Genomic DNA, 22,980 nt, shown 5'->3' with positions numbered 1-22,980 from the left:
AGTCGCTGCTCAGTCGCCGTCGCGAGCGGGAGTCCAGCACCGCGTCGTGACGCCGATGCCGTTCCAGAGGTTGATCGTGAGGATGAGGGCCACGAGAGCGGCGGTCTCCTCTGCACTGAACACGTCACGCGCGTCGGCAACGATGTGTTCGGGAACGTGGGTCTCTGAGAGCCGGGTGACCGACTCGGTGAGCTGCAGGGCGGCGCGCTCCCTGGCGGTGAACAGCGCCGAATCAGGCCAGATCACGACGGCGTGGAGACGCTGCTGGGTCACGCCTTCCTTCGCTGCTGCCTTGCTGTGCATGTCGACGCAGTATGCGCACCCGTTGATTTGCGAAGCGCGCAGGCGTACCAGCTCGCGCAGCGACGGCTCGATGCCTGCGCGATCCAATTCGGTCACGCAGGCATCGTCGAGATCACTGACGGCGCGTGAGAACGCGGGCGCGAGCGCGTCAAAGTCCAGGCGTTGAAGGATGGGAACGAACATTGCTGATGTGGTCATAGCACCCGACACTACGAGTTGATTGGCCAGGTGATAAGGTCCGATTCTATGAGCGAATTGTGGGCCATTTCGGGCACGGACCTCCATATCGCTGTCGCATCGACCGGCAGAGTCCGATCATTGGAAACGGAGTTGCGGGCGGCAATCCACGACGGGCGACTCATGGCAGGAACTCGGCTGCCGGCAACGCGCACGCTCGCACTCGACCTGGGCATCGCGCGCAACAGCGTCGCCGGTGTGTATGCGCAGCTGGTTGCCGAGGGGTGGCTGGAGTCTCGAGTGGGTGCTGGCACCTGGGTAACGTCCCGCCCGACATCCGCTGACGCGCCTGAGCCGCCTGCCATGGCGAAAGTGCCTGAACTGGATCTGCGCGGCGGCATCCCCGACGCATCGTCCTTCCCGCGCGCGGAATGGGCGACGGCCTCTCGCCGCGCGCTGAACTCCGTCGCCGCCGACGAGCTCGGATATCCCCCGGTGCAGGGAGTGCGCTCTTTTCGCGACCCTCTGGCCGACTACCTCGCCAGGACGCGGGGAGCCATCGTGAGCCCGGAGACGGTTGTCGTGACCCGTGGATTTGGGGACCTTCTCGCCCTCACCGGCCGCGCGCTCGTGGCACGCGGAGCACACTCGATCGCCGTTGAGGAGTATGGCCACGAAACGCACCGTGCGATCCTGGCCGCCGCCGGCCTGCAGGTCGTCCCCGTTTCCGTCGACGAGCACGGACTTGTCGTGTCCGACCTCGAGGCTCTCGGGGTTGACGCCGTGCTGCTGACCGCTGCCCACCAGTTTCCGACCGGCGTCCCCCTCTCGCCGCAGCGGAGAGTCGAGGTCGTGCGCTGGGCCGAAACGGGACATCGCCTCATCATCGAGGACGATTATGACGGCGAGTTCCGCTATGACAGACGCAGCATCGGCGCGCTTCAGGCTTTAGCGCCCGAACACGTGCTCTATGCCGGAACAGCGAGTAAGAGTCTCGCGCCGGCCCTCGGCCTCGCCTGGGGCGTGGCACCCAACTGGCTGCTGCCGCGACTCATCGAGCAACGCCGGCTCCTCGGCGGCGGCGCCGACGCAGTCACCCAGTTCGCACTGGCCGAATTCATGACCAGCCACCACTACGACAGGCATCTGAGACGCCTGCGTGCGCTGTACAAGGCGCGTCGCGAGGCAGTGGATGAGGCGATCGGGATGCTCGCCCCAGGTGCACACGTCACGGGCCTGTCCGCCGGACTGCACTGCCTCGTTGAACTCCCGAGTGGGATCAACGAAGAACAGGTCTTCGCAGAAGCATCGGCCAGGGGCCTCCGCCTGGAGGGCCTGGCAACGTACCTGCCGGCGGAACGGCACAACACTCGACGTCCCGCCATGGTCATCGGATACGGCGCACCGCGACAGCACCGGTATCACGACGCGCTCACGACGGCGGCCGAGGCGATTCGAGCCGCATCGGCATCCGTTTCGTCATCCGTTTCGGCATCCGTTTCGTCCGCATAATCTGGTGAGTCGCACAATCCGAGAATTTAGTATCCAAAGACTTTATGTCTATGTACACTATTTCCATGGACGACCGACACTACGCGCCGACTCCCGGCTACCTGCTCTGGAAAGTGGCGGGAAAGTGGCGAGTCGCCGTTGACCGTGCGCTTGAGCCACAAGGGCTCACTCACGCCCAGTACATCGTGCTCTCGACCCTCTACGGGATGCAGGGCGGCACCAGCAGCGACGATCCTCGTCCCAACCAGCGCGAGTTGGCCGATCGCGCTGGGCTCGAGGCGCTCTACCTCTCCAGGCTCGTGCGGTCGCTTGAGGCCAACGCCCTGGTCGAACGCACCCGCGATCACGAAGACGCGCGCACTGTTCGTATTGCACTCACCGACAGCGGTCGTGCTGTCGCGCGCCCGGCGATGGCGGCCGTTGAAGAACTCGTTGACCAGCTGATGGCGCCACTCGGCGGACGAAAGAGCGATCGGTCCCTCGCATTCACGAACGACCTCATTGCCCTGCTTGACACCCCACTCAGCGATCCGCACTGACCGAACTCACGCGAAGGACCTGACGATGCCAGAGATATCCATACTCGACTCCACCATCCACTATCAGGAATCTGGCGAGGGAGTGCCTGTGGTCTTCCTCCACGGCAACCCGAGTTCGTCGTACATGTGGCGCGACATCCTTCCCCATGTCGGTGCGGGCCGGCTCCTCGCACCCGACCTGATCGGTATGGGTCGTTCCGGCAAGCCGAATATCTCATACCGCTTCGACGATCAGGCACGTTATCTGGATGCGTGGTTCGATGCTCTCGAGCTGGACAGAGTCGTGCTCGTCGGACATGACTGGGGAGGCGCCCTCGCCATGGACTGGGCTCGCCGGCATCCGGATCGCGTGCTCGGCATCGCGTTCTTTGAGAGCGTGATCAAGCCAATCGACGGAAGCGACGTCTCGGAGCAGTCGCGGGCGCGCACCGCCCTGATCCGCACACCAGGAGCCGGCGAAGACCTGATACTCGACCACGACACCTTTGTGCGCCAGGCGTTCACGGGCGGGGTGCTCACCCCGGTCGCTGACGACGTGCTGCAGCGATATCTCATGCCCTACCGCACCCGAGAGAGCCGACGTCCACTGCTCGCGTGGGCACGACAGCTGCCCATCGATGGTGAACCGAGCGACGTTGTGGAGCGAATCCGGGCGTACGACGAGTGGCTGGCGTCCAGCGCCTCCGTTCCGAAGCTCTTGATCACCTTCGAGGGTTCACCAACCCTGCTCATCACTCCACGTGTTGCCGAATGGTGCGAGGCAACGATCTCGCATCTGGAGACGGAGCACTGCGGCACTGCCGGCCACCATGCGGGCGAAGACCGTGCCCGCGAGATCGCAGCGGCTGTCTCAGCCTGGATGGACCGCAACGAACTGCGTGCCGCTGCGTTCGCAGCACACCGATAACGGCCCGACTCGGCCACTCGCAACAGGATCGACAGGCAATACAACCGGGCTGACAGGCAATAGCAGTGGCGCCGCTGCGCGACATGGTGAAATGCACAAGTGCCCATTTCGGCCCGCAGCCGAGTCTGGGCTAAATAGCGACCGCCACCTAATAGACACTCGCTGGCGCTCGCTCCTCAATCAACGGGGGCTCGCGCTCCTACTTCGTCGGGTACTCGGTGTCGCTGAGCTTGGCGCCCCACACGGTTTCCGGCTCACTGCTGTCGAGTGGTGCTTCCCAGAGGGCGAGATGGCACATGAAGTTGTCGGCGGTCGCGCCGTGCCAGTGCCACTCCCCGGCGGGCGTGAAGACGGTGTCCCCCGGGTGCAGTTCGATCAGCTCCTCGCCGCGTGATTGCACGTAGCCCAACCCTTCGGTGACGTGCAGCGTCTGGCCGACCGCGTGCTTGTGCCAGGCCGTATGCGCGCCGGGAGTGAATCGCACCAGGTTGAGCCGGGCGTGAGACGGTTCCTGGCCGGCGTAGTAGGAGTTGAAGTAGACGTCGCCGGTGAACCAGTCCTCTGGTCCCTTGACCGTGGGCGTTACGGGTTGCTTCTGCGTGCTCATGTTGATGCTCCTTCTCCGGCGAGCGCCGGGTTGGGTTGGACTGCCGAGTGCGGGCGCGCTCAGCGGGAACGATTCAGACAATCGACACCGCAAGACCGAGACCAAGAAGCACGCTACCCGCGGTGAGCGCAGCTGACATCTACTCGGTCATCTGGGTTGCGGCCGGGGCATCCGCTGTACCGGCGGCTCGGCGAGCTGAACCAGACTGGATCAAGATCAGGCTGAAATCCAGCCACGCGACTTAGCCTGATGCCATGAATCCCACGCGTCAGCAGCATCGTCGGATCGAGCCAGGACCTGGCGAGGAATCAGTTTGGGACTACCCAAGACCGCCGCGCGTCGAACGGGTGAACCAGCGGGTCACGATCGATGTCGATGGGCAGCGCATTGTCGACACCAGCGACGTTGTGCGCGTGCTCGAGACGAGCCATCCGCCGGTCTATTACCTGCCGCGGAGCGCGTTCGCGCCGGGCGTGCTGCAGCCGGCACCGGGGCGAACCTTCTGCGAGTTCAAGGGCGAGGCGCACTATCTCTCTGTGGGAAGCGCCGTCGGCGCGGCGTGGTTCTATCCGAAGCCGACACCGGGGTACGAGCAGCTCATCGACCGAGTCGCGGTGTACCCGGGCGCTATGGAACGCTGCACGGTGGACGGGGAAACAGTCACGGCCCAGGACGGTGACTTCTACGGTGGCTGGATCACCTCACGGATCGTTGGCCCGTTCAAAGGTGGATCCGGAACGTGGGGCTGGTGAATCGCCACGCTCAAGGATTGCTGACAACGACCTTGCCGCGGATGCCGCCCTTGTCCAGTTCCTGAAATGCCTGGATCGTCTGTTCGAACGGGAGAACCCGCCCGACGATGGGGCGCAGCGCACCGCTGTCGACGAGGGAAGTGATCTGGCGCAACTGCTCGCCACTGGCGTGCATGAACATGAACTCGTAGACCACGCCCAGCTTCCTGGCTCGGCGACGGACGCCAGCGCTCAAGCCAGTGATCGCCAGACGAAGCATCGGGTTCAGCCCGAGCTCACGGGCGAAGGCCGGGTCGGGAGGTCCGGAAATCCCGATCACCTTGCCGCCGGGCCGCAGTACCCGCAGAGACTTCTCCAGGTTCTCGCCGCCGAGACTGTCCAGCACCAGGTCATATCCGCTCAGCAGCTGTTCGAAGTCCTGGCTGCGGTAGTCGATGACGATGTCGGCGCCGAGCTCGCGCACGAAGTCCGCGTTGGCAGAACTCACCGTTGTGGCCACGGTCGCACCGAGGTGCTTGGCGAGCTGGATGGCGATCGATCCCACACCGCCGGCGCCAGCGTGAATGAGTACCTTCTGCCCGGCCTGCACCTTGCCGCGTACGACGAAGGCTTGCCACGCGGTGAGCGCCACCAGAGGCAACGCGCCGGCCTCCTCCATGCTGAGCGACCGGGGCTTGAGCGCCGCGTCGGCTTCAGCGATGGCGATGCGCTCCGCAAGCGTGCCGATGCGGTCCTTGTTGGGCCGGGCGTAAACCTCGTCGCCGGGTGTGAACCCGCGCACGAGAGCGCCGACGCGGATGACGGTTCCGGCGACGTCGTGGCCAAGGATCAGTGGCAACGTGTACGGCAGGATCTGCTTGAATTCGCCCGCCCGGATCTTCTCGTCAAGCTGGTTGAGGCCGGCGGCGTGCACCTGCACGAGCACGTCCCGCTCCCCCACCGTGGGCTCTGGGACGTCAACTTCCTGCAGCGGCCCTTTGTAGCGTGTGACGACAAAGGCTCTCATAGCTTTTCCTTCTCCGGTACCCGTTCCCCTGCATCCACACTACGTCGACCACGTGGGCCTGCGCCGCGCAGGAATCGCCACCGTACCGCCCGGGAGCTAACTACCGTCGCGGAAGTCCGCCGCGATCTCCTCCGACAAGATGATGTGGTCAAACGTGGCAACACATCGATCGCCAAACGGCGCCTGGGAGAGGAATCCCACGGAGAAGGGCTTGTCAGTATCGAGTCTGAACAGCCGAACGAAGCGCCAGGTATCGCCGTCCGCGGAGTCGTGGAACGCCCATCCGCTTCCCGTCCGAGTCACCCGCAGGTAGGCGGAATTGGCTGACACAACGGATGAGTTGCAGTCGTCGGAGTATCCGTTGGTGACGACGCTGACGATCATCCGCTCGCCCTGTGGGGAGAATTCGAAGCACAGCTTGGCCCAGTGGTCGGCGTCCGCCCAGATTGCGAGAGCACCGGCATCAAACGTCGTCCGTTCGTGATCGATGGTCACGCGTGCGGAGAGGGCGAACTGGGCCGGCGCATCGAACGCGAGCGCTGTTGCCCGATGCTGTCCTTCGCCACCCAAGGCGTCATTCGACCAGTCAACGCCCGCGGCGGCCGTGAGCTCGAGTGCACCTCGTTCGGCATCGACAGCGGCAATTCCAGTTTCGCCCGTCCAGTGCAGGGGCGGCAGCGCGGGATGAAAAGTGTTCACCGCGCGATAGTACCGGGACATGGCCGCTTGGCCTCGGCAACCGCGCTGGCGTGTACGGGGTCGTTGCCGTGTACGAGGTCACTGGCGTGTACGGGGTCGCTGCCGTGTGCGGGCTACTGCGGGGACCCAACGCGACGGCCACGTCGCAGGCCGAGCATGTACGGCATACCAAGTCCCGCCGCCGCGAACGTTCGACCGAGGCGTCCACGCCAGGACGGCGCAGGCAGCGGAGGGAGCAACCCCTCGAGGTCCACCACGTCGACGAAGTACGCGCGCACGGTTCCGATTCCCTCGAGCTCCGGCGAGATCTCGTGCACGGAATCGGGCAGCACACTCTCACCGGCGTTGTAGAGCTCATCGGATAGCAGCACGTACTCGGGTATCGTCACCGGGTTCTTCAGCATTCGATGCACATGGATGACGTCGATCCCGACGAGCTTGTGCCGCTGCCGAATGGTCTGCCTGGCCACATCGCCGACGTGCGCCACGAACTTCAACGTCAAGTTGCCCGCTTCTTTGCAGCCCCCGCACGGGCAGAGGTTCGTCGCCACGTTCTGGCGTTCACGGTGGAACGCCCGGTGCATGGCGACTGCAACCTGCAGGATCTCCGTGACGGTGGTGTTCGGCTCTCGATGATCAGCCCGACGCGAGAGGAAGGCTGCGTCGCCTTCAATCTCAATGAGGTCGAAGCCGGGCGCCGCGTCGATCATCTTGTCGAGCATCCGTGCGGTGTTGACCTGGGCGTGCGCGAGACTCAGCCGATGGGAACTCATGTAGTCGGTGTAACCACCGATATCTGCGATTAGCAGAACAGCCCGCCCAGACTCCATTCCCTAGGCATACCACTAGAACACGGGTTGCTCAAGCGTGGAGGTTGCTCACGGTGACGACGGCAATTCTCCAGTCGGGTCTGTGGGCTCGTAGCGATCCAGCATGTCGGTGACGGATGCCGCGGCGTGCTGAGCGCTTGGCGTGTACCCGAGGACGACGGGGATGAACCGGTCTGAGTCCAGCGCCTGCAGTCGGAGATCGCTTCTGGCCACCACGGTGGCCGTTCGGCGCGTGCGGCGAAGTAAGGCGATTTCGCCGAATCCTTCGCCGGGGCCAAGCGTTGCAACGACCCGTCCGTCGCCCACCACCTCGACCTCGCCAGACTCGATCAGGTAGTACCGGTCGCCGAGGTCGCCCTGCGTGAACACCACGTGGCCTGCGGGCAGAGTGACAGGTTCGAGGCCGCGGGCAAGCCGCTCGACCGCGGGTAGCGGCAGGGTGCGAAACATGGGGATCCGTTGGAGCAGGCCAGCCTCCAGGTCACGGACACCCACCGATCTGTCGAGACTTCGCAACCGCCGCCACGATGCCACCGCGAAGACCGGGCACACCAGCCCGATCATCACGAGGGCTGCCTGAATGCCGAGCCACTCCACCAGCGCCGACGCCGCGATAGCCCCGAGCCCGATGCACACTGTGACCAGACTCTCCAGCACTCCGAAGACGCGTGCCAGCACCTCGTCGGGGGCCATCCTGCCGATCAGCGTGAACCCCGCGACATCGATCAGCGCGTTGCCGACTCCGACGAATGCCAGCAGCGCCAGCGCCGCCGACTGCTGCGGAACGACGCCGATCAGGGCGATAGGCAATCCCCACAGGCCGACTCCCACGGCAAACCACGCGCCCAGTCGACCCGTTCCCACCAGGAGTGATGCCGCGAGCGACCCCAGAACCGCGCCCACCCCGACCGCGGCCATCAGGGCGCCGACGCCGGGCTCACCGGTGCCGAGCAGCTCGATTGCAACCACCACGGAGAGCACGGTGAGCGCGCCCCTGGTGAGGGACTGCACTGCGGCGAGACTGAGGATGAGCGTCAGTCCACGATTGTGCGTGACCGCACGTACGCCATCCGCTGCCTCCCTCATCAAGTTGGGGCGCCGCGGTGCTGGCGGACGCGGTGGAGCGTCGTATGTGAGTCGCATCAAGAGGGCGGCAGACCAGAACGAGGCGGCTGCTGCGACCGCGAACACGACCCCAACGCCGGTGAACTGGAGCAGCACCGCGGCCAGCAGCGGGCCAACGAGTGTGGCTGCGGAGTCGAGCAGCCCCCGCACCACATTGGCGCTGGCGAGCTCATACCCGGTACGGCACAGCGACGGAAGGAGCGCGGAGTGCGCAGGGCGGTAGAGCGTGGCTGCGATCGTTGACAACACGGCGAGCGCGTAGATCACCATCGCCGGCCCCGCCATCAACGCGACCACAGCGGCGGCAGCTGTCGCGACTCCACGCACGGTGGACACCAGGATGAGCACGCGCTCTCGGCGTCCCCTGTCGGCGATGGCCGACAACAGCGGGGCGAGGAGCGCGGAGGGCAGCATCCGGAGAAGGCCCACCAGGCCGAGAGCTGTCGCGCCGCCGTCTCGGTACGCAACGATTCCGAGCGCCACGGTGAAGGCCCACTCTGCGGTCCAGGCGCCGAGAAAACTGAGCTGGGCCCGGCGAAGGTTGGGGTTGCGTGCGTTGCTCGTGAAGGCAGCGGCGGCCTGACTGAGCCTGCTCCGGTGCCCGTCAACTCCCATGGGGTGATTCAACTCTAAAAAGGAGGTTCCCGCGAGAGCCGCGTCGACTTCCAGCTGCGCTGAGAGACGCGTTGCGCGGTGGATGAGGTACCGCTGTTCTGCGAGATGTGTTGACAGTTAGATACCTAATGGTTAGAGTTCTAACCATGGACGCACAGGAGACACCCCTCACGAGCACCCTCGACCAGCTCCGCTGGATCGGGTGGGCGCAGCGGAAGGTTGGCGAAGACTGGATCCGCGAGCGCGAACTCACCCATGAGCAGGGCTTCGTGCTCGGCTATCTTGCCCAGAACCCGGGTGCGATCCAGCGCGACATCGCGCAGATGACCCGAACCAGCGCGGCGAGCGTCTCGAGCCTCCTGCAGGGGCTTGAGCGCCGCGGCCTCGTCGAGCGCCGAACGGATGGCAGCGACGTGCGCAGCAAACGTGTCTATGCGACACCGGCCGGCATTGAGCTCATCTCTGGGTTCGACGCTGCGATGGCCGACATCGAAAAAACCCTCCTCGCCCCGTTGAACCAGACCGAGCGGGACACCCTCCACGCTCTCCTCACGAAGATCACCGCGGAACTGCCGCAACCGACCCGCTAGCCGGGAACGCGCGGGCACTCACCCGTCGCATCCAAAACATCATTTCCCTCGCCGTGCCGGCGTCCGTTGGCGCGCGCTCGAGCCTGCCTAAAAAGGGAGCAGTCATGAGCATCACGAATACAGAATCCCCGGTGGTTGACGACGCGGTCGGCACCAACCGCTGGTATCTCTCCACCGCGCCGATCGCCCGCGCTCTCGTACACCTCTGTGTGCCGATGGCCGCCGCGATGATCGTCGGCGCCGTCTATAACGTCATCAACGGTGGCTTCATCGGCTCGCTCCACGACACCGCACTGCTCGCCGCAATCATGTTCGGCACGCCTGTGCTCGCCCTCGTTATGGCGGTGGGCGGCGTATTCGGAGTCGGCGGCGGCACCCTCATCTCACGGCTACTTGGCGCAGCGGAGCATGATCCCGCGAAGGCGAACGAGATCAAGCACGTCTCGTCATTCGCTGTCTGGGGCGCGGTTATCACCGGAGCTGTGTTCGGCGGCGTTGGATTGCTCGCACTGCACCCGCTCGTGTCGTTGCTCGGAGCGGATGCCGCTGCCGTGCCGGCAACGAGCGCCTACGTGGCCGTCATGCTCGCCTTCGTTCCCGTGCTCGCAGCAGCATTCTGTCTCGAGCAGATCGTGCGAGCAGAGGGCGCAGCGCGCCAGGTGATGATTGGGCTCATCGCATCCACTATCGCGAACATCCTGTTCGACATTCTCTTCATCCTCGTGTTGCGGTGGGGCGTTGCCGGTGCCGCACTGGCAATGGGCCTGTCGAACCTCGTCGTCATTGTCTACTTCGCCATCTGGTTGCATCGGCACAGCGAGCACGTGAGCCTCGCGCCACGCTGGTTCACGCTCTCGCCCACCGTGCTGAAGCCCGTTTTCGGCGTCGGCATCAGCGAGTTGCTCCAGTCCGCCTTCATGATCCTCACCACACTGGTGCTCAACAACCTCGCTGTCGCGTACGGCGATGGTCCACTCGCTGCAATGGGCATCGCGGTCCGCATCGCTCAGGTGCCGGAGTTTCTCGTGATGGGCGTCACGATCGGGATCCTGCCGCTGCTCGCCTACTCGTACGGCAAAGGAGACCGGAGTCGTCTCAGGTCGGCGCTGCGCGCATCCGTCTTCACAGTGGGCGGCATCGTCCTGATCTTTTCGACCACGGCATTCGTCTTCCGCGAGCAGTTGTTCTCGGCTTTCGTGGCCGATCGGTCGGTTCTCGCGATCGGGGTCACGATCCTCACGGCGCAACTCGTGGCCATGATCGCGAACGGATTCACGGGCATCATCACGTCGCTGTTCCAGGCCACGGGGCGTGCGCTTGCTGCCACCGTGATGTCGGTGACGCATGGTGTGCTGTTCATCCCGGTCGTGCTCCTCGGCAACCTGTGGTTCGGGCTGCCCGGCATCATCTGGTCGCTGACCATCACCGAAGGCGCCGTGCTCGTCGCCGGAATCGTGATGTGGCTCGCGTCCCGTCGCGCGATCGACCGCGGTCTCGCCGAGGGCAGCCAGGAGCGCGCCGAAGTGGTGCTCACCGCGGCCTGATTCCGGCCGCGGCGAGCACCTCAGTCGATCAGATACAAGCTCGCCGACGGCATCCGCTGGATTATGCGTGACTCGCGCTGACGAAGGAGGCGCTCCAGCTTTCTGCGGAGCCAATGGTGGGGGCGTTTGTCATGAGTTCTCTCCACCGTTTGCGACGAGGGGCCTCAAGACCTCGACCCATGCTCGATAGCCAGCACCATTGAGATGCAGGCCGTCACGGGTGAAGTCCTGCCGGAGTTCACCTTTGACATCCTCAAAAGTGGGAGTGAGGTCGAGGTAGCTCGCTCCATATTCGTTCGCCAACGACTCGGCGTTCTGGTTGAGTTGCGCGATGCGCTGGCCATACTTCTTGACGTTCTTGCGCGGCAACACGCTCTGGATGTACAACTGGGCTCCGCTTACGGCGATCGCTGCGACGATGGCCCGCTGGTTGGCGAGCACGTTGTCCATCGGTCGGCGGAAGGCGAGATCGTTGGTTCCGATCAGGAGGAAGACCTGAGACGGCCGGGCAATCGCTGAGTCCAGTCTCTCCAGCACGCCATCGGTGGTGTCGCCACCGATTCCCCGATTGACGACCGGCAGACCGGGAAACCACTCGTGCCACGCACCGCCCTCTGTGATGCTGTCACCGAGGAAGACAATCTCCCCGCCGCTCAGTGACAGCTCGTCGAAGAGCGATGCTTTCATCCGTCGCTGCGGGTCCATGAACCGGCGCTCGATGAAGCTCACGCGTAGTCCTCGATCCGCCATTCGTCGAGCCAGTCGATCCGCGGCACGTCGCCGTCGAAGCTGATGGGAAGCCAGACGTAGTCGGCGATAGCCGTGTTCTCCCCAGAACCCGCCGCCATCACCGCGGCCATGTCCACTGCGTCATCCGCCGATGTAACCCGGTCGGGAAGCGATTCTCCCACGGCTCGCGCCGCGACGCTCTCGTACACGTTCGGCATCGAATCCGGAAGCTGCGGCAACCAGCGGTCAGCGAGCGCGATGTACAGGTCCTGCTTGAGCGGATGCTTGAACACACTGCTGATCTGCGAGCGGAACGAGGTGCGGGTGGCGTCGTCAGGGTGCGCGTCTCCGAGAACCGTCCATGGACCGTGATAGTCGGGCGCACTCGCGAACTCGGAGAAGTTCGGAAAATAGCCGGTAGACCCTGAGGTCACCAGGTAGTGCGTGCCGCCCCGTTCGAAATGGGCCGGCGCCTCCCGGGTGAACGGCGGGCCGGGGTGCGGGAAGTGGCTGGAGTGGGTGCCCGTGACATCGGTGTAGTCATCGGTGAGGTCGGCGACGATGAGGTCGGTGTGCACTTTCTCGAAGTAGTAGTACGCCTTCTTCGTCTGCGGGTCGACGACGAGGTCGAAGTCGCCAGCACTCATGCCCAGCGGGGTCAGGCCAGTGCGCACAATCTCATAGGGGCCGAGCAGCGAATCTGCGACGAGCACGGTCGAGGCCTGAGTGTCGTGCGAGCCCTCCCCCATCACCTTGAGCCAGCAGACGTACTTTCCGGTCGCGTCGTTGAAGATGATGTGCGGGCGGTCCATTTTCTGGGCCGGATGCAGCGGCGATGACGGGTCGTCGAGCACCGGCGGGATGATCAGCCCGAGGTCCTGCCAGTTGTACAAGTCGGTCGACGCGTATGCACGAACACCCCAGTGCCAGTTGCCGCTACCGGGAGTGGTCTCCTCCTTGTTCTCGCCGTACCAGTAGTACGTGTCGTTCTCGAAGAAGATCGAGCCGCCGTGCACCTGGATGCGCTCACCCTTGGTGTCGAGCCAGACCTGGCCGGGGCGAATCGAGTCGTTCACAGGATGTCTGCTCCGTTTTTCTGTGCAAGAGATCCCAGCCAGTAGGCGCTGGGCTTGGGGGTTCGGACGAACGTGGTGCGATCCACGGCCACGAGCCCGAACGTGACATCGAAGCCGTGCACCCACTCGAAGTTGTCAATGAAGGTCCAGTGCAGGTAGCCGCGCACGTCGATCCCGTCAGCGATCGCGTGCGCCAGGCCCGCGAGTGCCACGGCCGTGTAGTCGATGCGGCGCTGGTCGTCGGCGGTGGCGATGCCGTTCTCCGTCACGATGATCGGGATGCCACTCGTGACGGCTGCAGCCCGGCGAACGGCAATCTCGAGAGCATCGGGGCGATATGCCCAGCCGGTTTGCGTCAACTCAGCGCCTTCTGGCGCTCCCTCGAGCCCATTGGGGCCGACGAGTTGGCTCGTATAGGACTGCACACCGACCCAGTCGTCGTCGCGGGATGCCTCAAGATACGTGTTTTCCCACACTCGTTCGTAGTACTCCAGCCTGTCTTCGTACCCGTCGCGGGCGACGAGGCTCTGGATGGCGATGGTCCAGCCCACCTTGACTGACGTCTTCGCGCGCAGGATGCTGCGGGCGCGCTCGTGCGCGAGCACCATCGTGCGTGCCGCGTCGCCCTTCGGCTCCGGCATCGAGAACGAGTTGATTCCCGCATCGCCGTTCACCGGCGACATCGCTTCGCGCATCCGCTCAAGGACGGCAGCCGGATCGGGATATTGCAGCGGTGTCGACATCTGATACATCACGGCGAACATGTTGGGCTCGTTGATCGTGGCCACCCACGTCACTCCGTCGAGGATTGCCGTCACCGCATCGACATATGCGCCGAAGCGATCGACGGCCTCCGGCGAGCTCCAGCCACCCTCTTTCACGAACCACAGCGGGCTGGAGAAGTGATGAAGGGTGACGACGGGTTCGATGCCCTGCGCGAGGCAGTACTCAATGATGCGCCGGTAGTGCGCCAGCTCTGCGGCGGAGAAGTCGCCGCGGGTGGGCTCGACCCTCGCCCACTCGATGCCAAACCGGAACGAGTTGAGGCCGAGCGACTTCAGCAGGTCGATGTCGTTTTTCCAACGGTGGTAGAAATCGACCGCGTCGCCGCTGCGCTCGGTGAAGGAGGAACCGGGCAGCTGCTCGAGTGCCCACATATCGCTGTTGACGTTGTTGCCCTCGTTCTGGTGCGGCGCGCAGGACGCACCCCAGAGGAAGCCATCAGGAAATACGGCCATGTGTTAGTCCTTTCGGATCGCGAGCGCCGCGCGCAGATCACGGTCGAGTTCCGCCCCCGCCCCCGGCAGCCGTCCGACGACGGCACTGAGTGGCAATGCGGCCATGTGAGAGCCGGCGGCCTCAAGCGGCACCCCCGGAAAATAAGTCCTGAAGACGGCAAGAATTGCAGGCCAGACATCCGGATCCCCTGAGATGTCTTTCATCAGGGTGTCCATCGTGAAGACGATCGCTTCGCCGTAGCCGGCGGGTGCTGGATAGCTCCACGAATGCGTGCCCGCTCCCACTTCTTCGCGCGCGCCGTCGGGGTGCAGCGGCAGCACGACCGTGGCTTCCACGCCATCCGGCACCGTCACGTCGAGGTGCATCTGGCCGGCGTCGACGCGCCATGACACCGCGGCGCGGCCGAACGGCGTGATGTGTGCCGTTCGAGCAGAGGTCAGGCCGCCGCCCGGTTGCGGTGCAACGAGCATCCGTCGCCAGCCCGCCTCGGCGCGAGACAGGCCACCGACGACGCGGTGCAGCCAGCTCGCGACCGCGCCCAGGGCGTAGTGGTTGAGCGAGGTCATGCCCGTCGAGTTGAGGGTGCCGTCGGGCAGCACTGAGTCCCAGCGCTCCCAGACGGTGGTTGCCCCCATCGTCACGGGATACAGGAATGACGGGCATCCCTCTTCCAGCAGCAGCTTGTACGCGACGTCGAGGTGGCCTGTTGTGCTGAGGGCGTCGGTGACAAGCGGCGTTCCGGCAAAACCCGTCGAGATCTTGAAGTGCGCAGCTTCTACAATCTCGGCGAGGCGCTGACCGGCCTTGGCACGCTGGGCGTCGTCGAGGATGTCGAACATGATCGTGAGGGCATAGGCCGTCGCCGATTCGTTCACGACGCGGCCAGACTCACTGACGAACTCGCGCCGGAAAGCGGCGCGAACCCGCTCGTGAAGCAGGGCGAAGTGTGCCGCGTCATCGAGCTCACCTAGCAATGCAGCTGCCTGCGCGAGCTCGTTCGTGGTCTTACAGAGGTAGGCGCTGGCAACGAGGTAGCGATCGGTCTTGCCCCCAGCAGGGTTGTCTGCGGGGGCATCCGGATCAAGCCAGTCTCCGAACTGAAAGCCGCTGCTCCACAGCCCATCCGCGTCGAGGAGCCCTTCGACCTGCCGCATGAACAACGTCATCGAGACATAGCTGGCGCGCAGGATGTCGAGATCGCCGTACTCCTCGTAGAGAGCAAACGGCACGCTGATCGCAGCGTCACTCCAGACCGCCGTCGGCGACGACGGGGTGGGCAGCACGTCGGGAACCGACCAGGGCACCGTGCCGGACGCCAGCTGTTCGGCAGCGAGATCCTTCAACCAGGAGCCCAGCATGCCGCGCACGTCGTAGAGGTACGTTGCCGTCGGGGTGAATGCGTTGAGGTCGCCGGTCCAGCCGAGGCGCTCGTCGCGCTGGGCGCAGTCGGTGGGCAGCCCAACGAAGTTGCCGCGCATCGACCAGAGCGTGTTCTCGTGCAATTTGTTCACGAGGTCATTGGACGTCTCGAACCACCCGGTGCGCTCCATGTCGCTGTGCACGACGATCGCACGCAGGGCATCGGGCGCAAGTTCGCCTGGCCAGCCGTCGACCTGCACGTAGCGGAAGCCGTGGAAGGTGAATCCCGGCTCCCAGGTCTCCGTTGCCTCACCCGCCGGGCCGCAGCCTCGCAGCGTGTACCGGTCGGTCGCCTCAGCGGAGCGGTTCGACTCGCGTTCCAGCTCGCCGCCGGGAGTGAGTATCTCTGCGTGGCGCAGCGTCACCGTCTGGCCGGCTTCTCCCGAGACGGTGAGCCGCACCCAGCCCGTGAGCACCTGGCCGAAGTCAACGATGGTCGCACCGGACGGGCTCGTTGTGATCGCGGCCGGTGACAGTTCTTCGATCCGCCGGATCGATGGTGCAGGGTTCACCTCGAGTGTGTCGAGATCCCACGCGAACGGATGCGCGGGCGCCCACTCCCCTGGCTCGATGCGCGCGTCATACGTCTCACCCGGGTAGATGCCGTTTGCGCGAACGGGCCCCGATCCCACCAGGAACTGCTCGTCCGCGCCAATCACGCCCGTGCCAATGACGTCGGTGCGATCGTCGTACTCAAGCTCAAGCTGCATGAACAGCGCCGGGCGGTCGGTGTAGTTGTGGCGCCGGTTCTCCCACGTGAGAGCACCCGCGGCCCAGCCCTCACCGACGACCGCGTCGAAAGTGTTCTGGCCGATCGCAATGTCGTCGGTCACGTCATACGTTGAGACCATCACGCGGTGCGTGTACGACGTCCACCCAGGGGCCAGCACCTCGTCGCCGACACGCCTCCCGTTCAGGTATGGCTCGACGATACCGAGCGCCGTGACGTGGAGGGTCGCACGCCGCACCGTCGCAGCGACGTCGAACTCACGACGGAAGTACGCGGCCGGATCGCCGTCGTTGCTCGGCTGGCTGGCACTGATGAACGATCCGAGCCACGGTGACACGATGATTCCTTTCGACGAACCGATGGTGTTCTCGGGCCGCATTTTCAACCCTTCTGAATGGTGAGTGCGCCGGCAAGATCGGCAGCCGACGTGCCGCCGATCCACAGGTCGATGGTCGTCGGATCCTGCAGCCAGGATCGCGTCGCCGCACTCCAGTAGCGGAGTTGATCTGGCCCCAGCTTGAAGGTGACCGTGCGGGTCTCGCCGGCTGACAGGGTGATGCGTTCGAACCCCTTCAGCTCACGCACGGGGCGTGACGACGTGCCGAACCGCTGGTGGATGTAGAGCTGCACGACCTCATCTGCCTCACGGTCGGAGGCATTGGTGACGTCGACGGATACCGTTGTTGATTCGCCCACCATGATGGCGTCTGATGCAAGGCGAAGGTTGTCGTACTCGAACGATGCGTAGCTGAGGCCATGACCGAACGGGTAGAGCGGGGTCGACTCCTCGTCCCAGTAGCGCTCGCCCTGCTGCTCGGGTTGGAAGGTACGCAGGTGCGAATAGATCATCGGCACCTGGCCGACGTGGCGCGGCCAGGTGAAGGGCAGCCGACCGGCCGGCGACACGTCGCCGAAGAGCAGCGCCGCAACCGCGTCGCCGCCGCGGGTGCCCGGGTACCAGACCTGCAGGATCGACGGGACGTGCCCGTCTGGCCAGCGCAGGTCGAGCGGGCGCCCTGACATCACGAGCACCACGACCGGTGTGCCGGTCGCGACGATGCGCTGCAGCTGCTCGAGTTGCCGGCCAGGCAGCTCGAGGCTGGAGCGTGACGCGTTCTCCCCGATCTGGTTCTGCCGCTCGCCCACGACCACCACAGCCACGTCAGCGGATGCCGCGAGCGTCACGGCCGCGGCAATCTCGGCGTCGTCGTCATAGTCAGCGGGAGTGTTCACGACGGTCGGATCCTGACGGTCAAACATCGACGCGAAGAGTCGCGCCGGAATCCCGGCCCCCGGCGCGTGGTCGATCCGAATGCCCTCACCGACTCGAGCGCGAATGCCCTCCGTGATGCTGACGGTCTCCTCCGTGTTGTGGCCGAATACCCAGGGCCCGAGGGTGTCTCGCTTACTGTCCGCCAACTGACCGATCACCGCGATCGAGCCGAGCCCGACCGGACTGAGGGGCAGCGTGCCATCGTTCTTCAACAGCACTGCCGTGCGCTCGGCGGTCACCCGCGCCAGATCACGGTGCGCGGGGTCGTCGAGCACGGGAGCCGACGCATCCTCGCTCACATAGGGGTTTTCAAACAGGCCGAGCTCGAATTTCGCAGTCAGCACGCGACGCACCGCCGTGTCGATGGTCTCCTCGTCGACCATGCCCTCTCGGACAGCATCGGGGATGGTTGCGTATGCCGGATCGAACATGCACATCTCCATGTCGAGGCCTGAGGACACCGCACGAGCTGCCGCATCCATCGGCGAGGCAGCGAAGTGCTGGGTCTCGAGAGATTTCACAGCGTTGGCATCGGACACGACAAAGCCCTCGAAACCGAGTTCATCTCGAAGCACATCGCCCAGCAGCCAGGAGTTGCCGCTCGCCGGCACCCCGTTGAGGTCCATATAGGCACTCATGATGTTGGCTGCCCCTGCGTCGATTGCCGCTTGGAATGGCGGCAAGTACACATTGCGCAACTCCGAGTCAGACACTTCCGCGTCGTCATAATCACGACCGCCCCGTGCTGCCCCGTAGCCGGCGAAGTGCTTTGGTCCTGCAAACACCCGCTCGGCACCAAGGTCGCCCTGGAAACCTCGAACATGTGCCGCTGCGACGACGGAACCCAGATACGGGTCCTCGCCTGCGCCCTCAATGATGCGGCCCCAGCGGGGATCGCGAGCAATGTCGACCATGGGCGCGAACGTCCAGTGGATTCCCACCGCTCGTGCTTCCCTGGCGGCGACCGACTGTGCTGCCTCGATCGCCGCCGGGTCCCAGGACGCCGCCTGCGCAATAGGCACAGGGAAGATGGTGCGAAGCCCATGGATAACGTCGAACCCGAAAATCAGCGGGATGCCGTGGGCCGTGCCATCGACCGCCATTTTCTGAAGACGGTTGGCCTGCGCTGCTTTCATGACGAACAGCACCGAGCCCGCTCCCCCCGCACTGATGGCGGCTTCGACCATCTGTGGCTGCCGGACGAATGCCTGCTGCTCCGGCGGCAGCGAGGCAACGTCGAGATCGGCCGGAACCTCGCCCAACCCACCGAAGTAGAAGTACTGGCTCAACTGGCCGGCCTTTTCCTGCAGTGAGAGCCGTGAGAGAAGATCGCTTACTCGGGCCTCAACGGGGAGAGAGGCATCACGATAGGGGAGGTTAGTCATGTTGATTCCCTACTTGGAGCCGCGGACGAAGACCATCACCAGAGTGCCACCGACGAGGGTGCACGCTGCTGCCACCAGGAGCACCAGTGCGTAGTTCTTGTCGCTGCCTGCCACCCCGATCAGGAGAAGTGGAACCGCAATGATGGGGGCCACCGCCTGCGCAATCGAGGTCGCATATTGGTTGATGCCAATGAACCGACCTGCTTCAACATCCCGATCGGGAAGCACGTCCAGCACGATTGCCTGGTCGACTGCCGAGAAGACTCCCAGCCCCAGGCTCGTGACAAGCGAACCAGTGATCAGCACCACGGTGACCGATCCACCGGTCGCCATAATGATGGCGCCCACGGTGAAGGCGATCCCGGCAAGAAGAACGAAGATGCGGCGGCGCTTGAGCTTGTCGGATAGAAAACCCCCGAGGACCGCGCCGCCAGCTGTCGCAACTACGCCCAGCAGCGCAAGAATCGTGATGAGACCACCGATGTCTGCCACCTGTCCGCCTGCCGACAAGCGCGAGGCGAAGAACAGCGTCGTGAAGGTCGTGGCAAACGTCACACCGAAGTTGAAGAGGAGTCGGCCGAGCCAATTCCAGGCAAAGTCCGGGTGCTTCCGCGGGTTGAAAACCATGTTGCCGAGGATCTTGCGGAAGCCGAGTTTCTGCTCAATAACTCGGTCGAGGCTGCTCGGCTCCTTTACCAAGAGCACGAACAGGAGGAAGAGAATCAGGCCGAGTGCTCCGGGCACCAGAAACACGAGAAAGTTATTGCCGATGAAGGCGCTGGCGAGTCCGACGCCCAGCACGGATGCGATCATCTGAGCGACACCACTGAGTCCGGCGACCTTACCGCGCTGCTCTTCTGGCAACCGGTCGGCCTGCGAAAGCAGCAGGACGTTCAGTGCTGTATTCCAGCCGATCGCTGTGATGATCCAGCCGACGAGCAGGAGCGGGATAGTGGGCGCACCCGCGATAAAGGCCAGGCCCAGCACTCCGATGATCGCGCCGAAGAATGCAAAAGGACGTCGACGGCCGAATCGACTCCGAGTGCGGTCGCTCCACATCCCCGTCAAGGGGCCGAGGACAGCCGTCACCGCCGCCGCGATTCCGATGACGTATCCGAGGACCTCTACATTGTCTGGCGCGAGCTCCTGCACCCGGAGCGAAAGGGAGAGGCCGATGGGGGCAACCAGCGCCGCGAATCCACCGACGGTCGCCAGGATGAGCAACCAGATGTAGCCGGCGCTCACCGGAGTGCGCACCACGTCTGAACGGCTCAGGGCATCGTCGGTGATCAGGCCCGCCACGTTGGTGGCGGGTGTTTCATTGTTTGTCATGTCGTGACTCCTTTGTCAGTGATGCAGGTGTGTGCTGGTGTGTGCTGCCTCAGCGGGCGCTGAGGGTGGTGATTGCGGGCGGGCATCCGTCGGCGACTGCCGTCACCGTGATGTCACCTGCTCCGGTCGGGCGCACAATGGCGAGCACCCGACCGTTGAATGTGGTGTGCGATGCGGCGGTGAAGCTCTCGGTGGTGACCGGGTTTCCACTGCCGAACGCAGCCAGCGTGGCTGGCCCTTCGACCGTGATGGTGACGAGCCGATCGACATCGCTTCGCACCACATCCGCTCCGTCGGTGAGGCAGAGCTCGATGAAGCCGAGGTCGGTGCCATCGAGGCGAAGCTGGGTGCGCGCGACAGACGCCTGCAGTGCAACGGATGCCGCGGCGCTCTGAATACGGATGCGTCCCGTCTCGGCATCCGCTACATAGCCGACGGCCGTCAGCTCGCCCGGCGCATAGACCGTGTCGAATGCCACTCGGAAACCCTCGATGGCCTTGCGACCCAGCGAGACGCCGCCCTGCAGCAGCTCGACTTCGTCGGCGTCGCTGTAGACGTCGACCGTGACCGGGTGGCCCTCGAAGCCGGTCCAACTCCAGCTCGGCGTCGCGTCGCCCCAGGCCCACGGCGTGGAGACGGCGATCTGCCGACCGTGGTTGGCCGGCGGGTTCACCGCAATGTACGGGTCCGAACGTAGGCCGAAGACGATCTCCCGAAAGTAGGAGACGGGACGGCGATGACCGATGATGTCGATGTCGCCACACCACGCGGTGAGCTCAGGGAATCCCCCGGAGAACGATGAAGCTCCGTCGGTCGCCTGATCGACGTAGCGGGTGGCCCCGATGCCGGTCTCGCCGAGGTAGTCCCAGCCGGTCCAGGTGAAGTCACCGATGACGTGTCCGTTGGCCTCGACCAGCGCCCAGTTGCCCACGATCGACGTCGGCCAGGTCTCTGTGCCCACGATGATGCGCTCTGGGAAGAGGTCGCGGTCGAGCTCGTAGCGCGCGTCCGCGTAGTTCATTCCGGCGACGTCGAGCACGGCGTACGATTCCTCGGTGCGCTCGCTGGCCGCCTGCGAGGTCTGGATGTGGCTCATCATCTGGCCGAAGCCGGCCATCATCGTGTTGACCCCACCCTCGGGGGCAGCGGCCGCGGTATCCCGCCTCGCCTGCATCTGCGGGATGATCGTGTCGAGCATCGAGACGAACCCGTTGATGCCGTTCGTGACGTAGCGAGTCGGGTCAAGGGAACGCACCTTCTCGGCAAGCTTGCGGCCCCAGGTCGAGCCGATCGGGCTGCCCGTCTCCGGGATCTCGTTGCCGATCGAGTAGAAGATCACGCTCGGGTGGTTGATGTCGCGGGCGACCATCGCCTCAACGTCGCGTTCCCACCACTCTGGAAAATCGAAGGCGTAGTCGAAGTCGCTCTTGCTCGACGTCCACATGTCGAAGGTCTCGTCCATCACGAGCATCCCGAGCCTGTCGCAGGCGTCAAGCAGCGCCGCGCTCATCGGGTTGTGCGCGCTGCGGATCGCATTGAAGCCCGCCTCTTTGAGAATGGCGACTCTGCGCTCCTCTGCCGCACGCATCGAGACAGCGCCCAGCGGACCGTTGTCGGAGTGGATGCACGCTCCCCGCAGTTTGACGACCTCACCGTTGATACGGAGGCCCTTCTGCGGATCCAATTGCAGTGAGCGGATGCCGAACGCGACCGACTGCTCGTCGACCACCGCGTCGCCGGCCCGGAGTTCCAGGTCTACCGAGTACAGGTACGGGGTCTCGACGCTCCAGAGGACGGGGCCTTCGACGTAGCTGCGCAAGCGAACGGTGCCGCGGGTGTGCGGGAGGAGTGTGATGGGCGAGGTCGCGCTGGCCACTGCTGTGGCATCCGCTCCGCGCACCGTCGCGGCGAGCACGAGCGTTGAGGTCTCGGCACTTGAGTTCTCGACCTCGACGGCGACCTCGACGACGGCGCGGTCCGTCTCAATGTCGGGGGTTGTCACCATCACGCCGTCAGTCGCGATGTGTATGGGGTTCTTCACGATGAGGTGCACGTCACGGTAGATGCCGGCACCGGCATACCAACGGCTGTCGAGGTGCGTGCGGCACTCAACGCGGATCTCGTTGTCGGCACCGAACTGCAGATAGGGGTCGATCTGAACGAAGAAGCGTGAGTATCCGAATGCACGCTGCCCGGCCAGGTTGCCGTTCACGAAGATGGCCGCATCGCGGTAGACGCCATCGAACTCAAGCAGCACCTGCCTGCCGCGCAGCTCCTCGCCTGCATGGAATGTCTTCTTGTACTCGAATGCTCCGCCCACGAAGTACCCGCTGGTCTCGCCTCTGGCGACATCCGCTCGACGTTCGGTCCCGATCAGGGCATCGTGCGGCAGAACCACATCGCGCCAGGCCGACGCGGTCGAGCCGGCCAGTTCCATGAAAGCGGTCACCTTGGGCCGGAAGCTCCAGCCGGTGTTGAAGATATCGCGGGTCATTCGGTCGAGCTCCTGTACGTCATTGTGAGGATTCCGCGAGCTGGTATCGCGCGTTACTTGGGTAGGTAACCACATTTAGTAACGCGCGTCAACTGTT

General features: G+C 64.6%; 20 protein-coding genes. 7 read left to right on the top strand and 13 right to left on the bottom strand.

Annotation, left to right across the window (positions count from 1 at the left end):
* Positions 1-9 precede the first annotated feature (9 nt).
* Positions 10-501, bottom strand: coding sequence for a carboxymuconolactone decarboxylase family protein (locus AC25Y4_RS15720; protein ID WP_488121374.1), 492 nt, complete (start codon positions 499-501; stop codon positions 10-12).
* Positions 502-549: 48 nt separating this feature from the next.
* Here AC25Y4_RS15720 and pdxR point away from each other — a divergent pair, with 48 nt between their 5' ends.
* The 3 genes from pdxR (at position 550) to AC25Y4_RS15705 (ending at position 3,438) form a co-directional block, all read left to right on the top strand.
* A complete protein-coding gene (pdxR, locus tag AC25Y4_RS15715) occupies positions 550-1,992 on the top strand; it encodes a MocR-like pyridoxine biosynthesis transcription factor PdxR (RefSeq protein WP_488121373.1) in 1,443 nt (480 codons plus the stop codon).
* A 65-nt stretch (positions 1,993-2,057) separates the two neighbouring features.
* Positions 2,058-2,531: a MarR family winged helix-turn-helix transcriptional regulator gene (locus AC25Y4_RS15710; protein ID WP_488121372.1), complete on the top strand. Its 474-nt coding sequence runs from the start codon at positions 2,058-2,060 to the stop codon at positions 2,529-2,531.
* Positions 2,494-3,438 carry a haloalkane dehalogenase gene (locus AC25Y4_RS15705; RefSeq protein ID WP_488121371.1) on the top strand — a complete coding sequence of 315 codons (945 nt, stop codon included), beginning with the start codon at positions 2,494-2,496 and terminating at the stop codon, positions 3,436-3,438. Before AC25Y4_RS15710 ends, AC25Y4_RS15705 begins: the two co-directional genes overlap by 38 nt.
* Positions 3,439-3,637: 199 nt before the next feature.
* Here the strand turns inward: AC25Y4_RS15705 and AC25Y4_RS15700 are convergent, their stop codons facing one another.
* Positions 3,638-4,045 (bottom strand): (R)-mandelonitrile lyase, encoded by a 408-nt coding sequence (locus AC25Y4_RS15700; protein WP_488121370.1) that lies wholly within the window; start codon positions 4,043-4,045, stop codon positions 3,638-3,640.
* 122 nt (positions 4,046-4,167) lie between these two features.
* On the opposite strand from AC25Y4_RS15700, the gene AC25Y4_RS15695 reads away from it, so the two are divergent.
* The gene (locus AC25Y4_RS15695) at positions 4,168-4,290 is read left to right on the top strand and encodes a hypothetical protein (protein ID WP_488121369.1); all 123 of its coding nucleotides are present in this window, start codon (positions 4,168-4,170) and stop codon (positions 4,288-4,290) included.
* Between the two features lie 9 nt (positions 4,291-4,299).
* The gene (locus AC25Y4_RS15690) at positions 4,300-4,797 is read left to right on the top strand and encodes a DUF427 domain-containing protein (RefSeq protein ID WP_488121368.1); all 498 of its coding nucleotides are present in this window, start codon (positions 4,300-4,302) and stop codon (positions 4,795-4,797) included.
* A 10-nt stretch (positions 4,798-4,807) separates the two neighbouring features.
* Here AC25Y4_RS15690 and AC25Y4_RS15685 read toward each other — a convergent pair whose 3' ends face one another.
* From AC25Y4_RS15685 to AC25Y4_RS15670, 4 genes are all read right to left on the bottom strand, one after another.
* The gene (locus AC25Y4_RS15685) at positions 4,808-5,803 is read right to left on the bottom strand and encodes an NADP-dependent oxidoreductase (protein ID WP_488121367.1); all 996 of its coding nucleotides are present in this window, start codon (positions 5,801-5,803) and stop codon (positions 4,808-4,810) included.
* 96 nt (positions 5,804-5,899) lie between these two features.
* Positions 5,900-6,502 carry a DUF1349 domain-containing protein gene (locus tag AC25Y4_RS15680; RefSeq protein WP_488121366.1) on the bottom strand — a complete coding sequence of 201 codons (603 nt, stop codon included), beginning with the start codon at positions 6,500-6,502 and terminating at the stop codon, positions 5,900-5,902.
* Between the two features lie 113 nt (positions 6,503-6,615).
* The gene (locus tag AC25Y4_RS15675) at positions 6,616-7,275 is read right to left on the bottom strand and encodes a DUF2652 domain-containing protein (protein ID WP_488121365.1); all 660 of its coding nucleotides are present in this window, start codon (positions 7,273-7,275) and stop codon (positions 6,616-6,618) included.
* Positions 7,276-7,380: 105 nt separating this feature from the next.
* The gene (locus AC25Y4_RS15670; protein ID WP_488121364.1) at positions 7,381-9,072 is read right to left on the bottom strand and encodes an MFS transporter; all 1,692 of its coding nucleotides are present in this window, start codon (positions 9,070-9,072) and stop codon (positions 7,381-7,383) included.
* Between the two features lie 146 nt (positions 9,073-9,218).
* Between AC25Y4_RS15670 and AC25Y4_RS15665 the strand changes: the two genes are divergently transcribed.
* Together AC25Y4_RS15665 and AC25Y4_RS15660 are read left to right on the top strand one after the other, a co-directional pair.
* The gene (locus AC25Y4_RS15665; RefSeq protein ID WP_488121363.1) at positions 9,219-9,662 is read left to right on the top strand and encodes a MarR family winged helix-turn-helix transcriptional regulator; all 444 of its coding nucleotides are present in this window, start codon (positions 9,219-9,221) and stop codon (positions 9,660-9,662) included.
* A gap of 104 nt (positions 9,663-9,766) precedes the next feature.
* Positions 9,767-11,206, top strand: coding sequence for an MATE family efflux transporter (locus tag AC25Y4_RS15660; protein ID WP_488121362.1), 1,440 nt, complete (start codon positions 9,767-9,769; stop codon positions 11,204-11,206).
* A gap of 129 nt (positions 11,207-11,335) precedes the next feature.
* On the opposite strand, the gene AC25Y4_RS15655 is transcribed toward AC25Y4_RS15660, so the two are convergent.
* From AC25Y4_RS15655 to AC25Y4_RS15625, 7 genes are read right to left on the bottom strand one after another with little or no spacing between them, the layout of a single operon-like run.
* The gene (locus tag AC25Y4_RS15655; RefSeq protein WP_488121361.1) at positions 11,336-11,935 is read right to left on the bottom strand and encodes a GDSL-type esterase/lipase family protein; all 600 of its coding nucleotides are present in this window, start codon (positions 11,933-11,935) and stop codon (positions 11,336-11,338) included.
* Positions 11,932-13,011: a family 43 glycosylhydrolase gene (locus tag AC25Y4_RS15650; protein ID WP_488121360.1), complete on the bottom strand. Its 1,080-nt coding sequence runs from the start codon at positions 13,009-13,011 to the stop codon at positions 11,932-11,934. Before AC25Y4_RS15650 ends, AC25Y4_RS15655 begins: the two co-directional genes overlap by 4 nt.
* Positions 13,008-14,249: a glycoside hydrolase family 1 protein gene (locus AC25Y4_RS15645; RefSeq protein WP_488121359.1), complete on the bottom strand. Its 1,242-nt coding sequence runs from the start codon at positions 14,247-14,249 to the stop codon at positions 13,008-13,010. The genes AC25Y4_RS15650 and AC25Y4_RS15645 overlap by 4 nt, the downstream gene beginning before the upstream one ends.
* A gap of 3 nt (positions 14,250-14,252) precedes the next feature.
* Complete coding sequence (locus AC25Y4_RS15640; protein WP_488121358.1) at positions 14,253-16,778, bottom strand: family 78 glycoside hydrolase catalytic domain; 2,526 nt, start codon at positions 16,776-16,778, stop codon at positions 14,253-14,255.
* A 2-nt stretch (positions 16,779-16,780) separates the two neighbouring features.
* The gene (locus AC25Y4_RS15635) at positions 16,781-19,057 is read right to left on the bottom strand and encodes a glycoside hydrolase family 3 N-terminal domain-containing protein (protein ID WP_488121357.1); all 2,277 of its coding nucleotides are present in this window, start codon (positions 19,055-19,057) and stop codon (positions 16,781-16,783) included.
* Positions 19,058-19,066: 9 nt separating this feature from the next.
* Entirely contained in the window at positions 19,067-20,389 is a 1,323-nt protein-coding gene (locus AC25Y4_RS15630; protein WP_488121356.1) for an MFS transporter, read from the bottom strand.
* Between the two features lie 49 nt (positions 20,390-20,438).
* Positions 20,439-22,883 (bottom strand): glycoside hydrolase family 2 TIM barrel-domain containing protein, encoded by a 2,445-nt coding sequence (locus tag AC25Y4_RS15625; RefSeq protein ID WP_488121355.1) that lies wholly within the window; start codon positions 22,881-22,883, stop codon positions 20,439-20,441.
* Between the last annotated feature and the right edge of the window lie 97 nt (positions 22,884-22,980).

Source organism: Leifsonia sp. Y878, from assembly GCF_057669685.1.
The sequence above is the reverse complement of the archived record's forward strand: the minus strand, read 5'-3'. Positions and strand labels throughout refer to the sequence as shown.

Coding starts and splice junctions, on each gene's coding strand:
- AC25Y4_RS15630 (WP_488121356.1), bottom strand. CDS start 20,389: ATGACAAACAATGAAACACCCGCCACCAACGTGGCGGGCCTGATCACC.
- AC25Y4_RS15635 (WP_488121357.1), bottom strand. CDS start 19,057: ATGACTAACCTCCCCTATCGTGATGCCTCTCTCCCCGTTGAGGCCCGA.
- AC25Y4_RS15640 (WP_488121358.1), bottom strand. CDS start 16,778: ATGCGGCCCGAGAACACCATCGGTTCGTCGAAAGGAATCATCGTGTCA.
- AC25Y4_RS15685 (WP_488121367.1), bottom strand. CDS start 5,803: ATGAGAGCCTTTGTCGTCACACGCTACAAAGGGCCGCTGCAGGAAGTT.
- AC25Y4_RS15690 (WP_488121368.1), top strand. CDS start 4,300: ATGAATCCCACGCGTCAGCAGCATCGTCGGATCGAGCCAGGACCTGGC.
- AC25Y4_RS15710 (WP_488121372.1), top strand. CDS start 2,058: ATGGACGACCGACACTACGCGCCGACTCCCGGCTACCTGCTCTGGAAA.
- AC25Y4_RS15625 (WP_488121355.1), bottom strand. CDS start 22,883: ATGACCCGCGATATCTTCAACACCGGCTGGAGCTTCCGGCCCAAGGTG.
- AC25Y4_RS15660 (WP_488121362.1), top strand. CDS start 9,767: ATGAGCATCACGAATACAGAATCCCCGGTGGTTGACGACGCGGTCGGC.
- AC25Y4_RS15700 (WP_488121370.1), bottom strand. CDS start 4,045: ATGAGCACGCAGAAGCAACCCGTAACGCCCACGGTCAAGGGACCAGAG.
- AC25Y4_RS15645 (WP_488121359.1), bottom strand. CDS start 14,249: ATGGCCGTATTTCCTGATGGCTTCCTCTGGGGTGCGTCCTGCGCGCCG.
- pdxR (WP_488121373.1), top strand. CDS start 550: ATGAGCGAATTGTGGGCCATTTCGGGCACGGACCTCCATATCGCTGTC.
- AC25Y4_RS15665 (WP_488121363.1), top strand. CDS start 9,219: ATGGACGCACAGGAGACACCCCTCACGAGCACCCTCGACCAGCTCCGC.
- AC25Y4_RS15670 (WP_488121364.1), bottom strand. CDS start 9,072: ATGGGAGTTGACGGGCACCGGAGCAGGCTCAGTCAGGCCGCCGCTGCC.
- AC25Y4_RS15675 (WP_488121365.1), bottom strand. CDS start 7,275: ATGAGTTCCCATCGGCTGAGTCTCGCGCACGCCCAGGTCAACACCGCA.
- AC25Y4_RS15720 (WP_488121374.1), bottom strand. CDS start 501: ATGACCACATCAGCAATGTTCGTTCCCATCCTTCAACGCCTGGACTTT.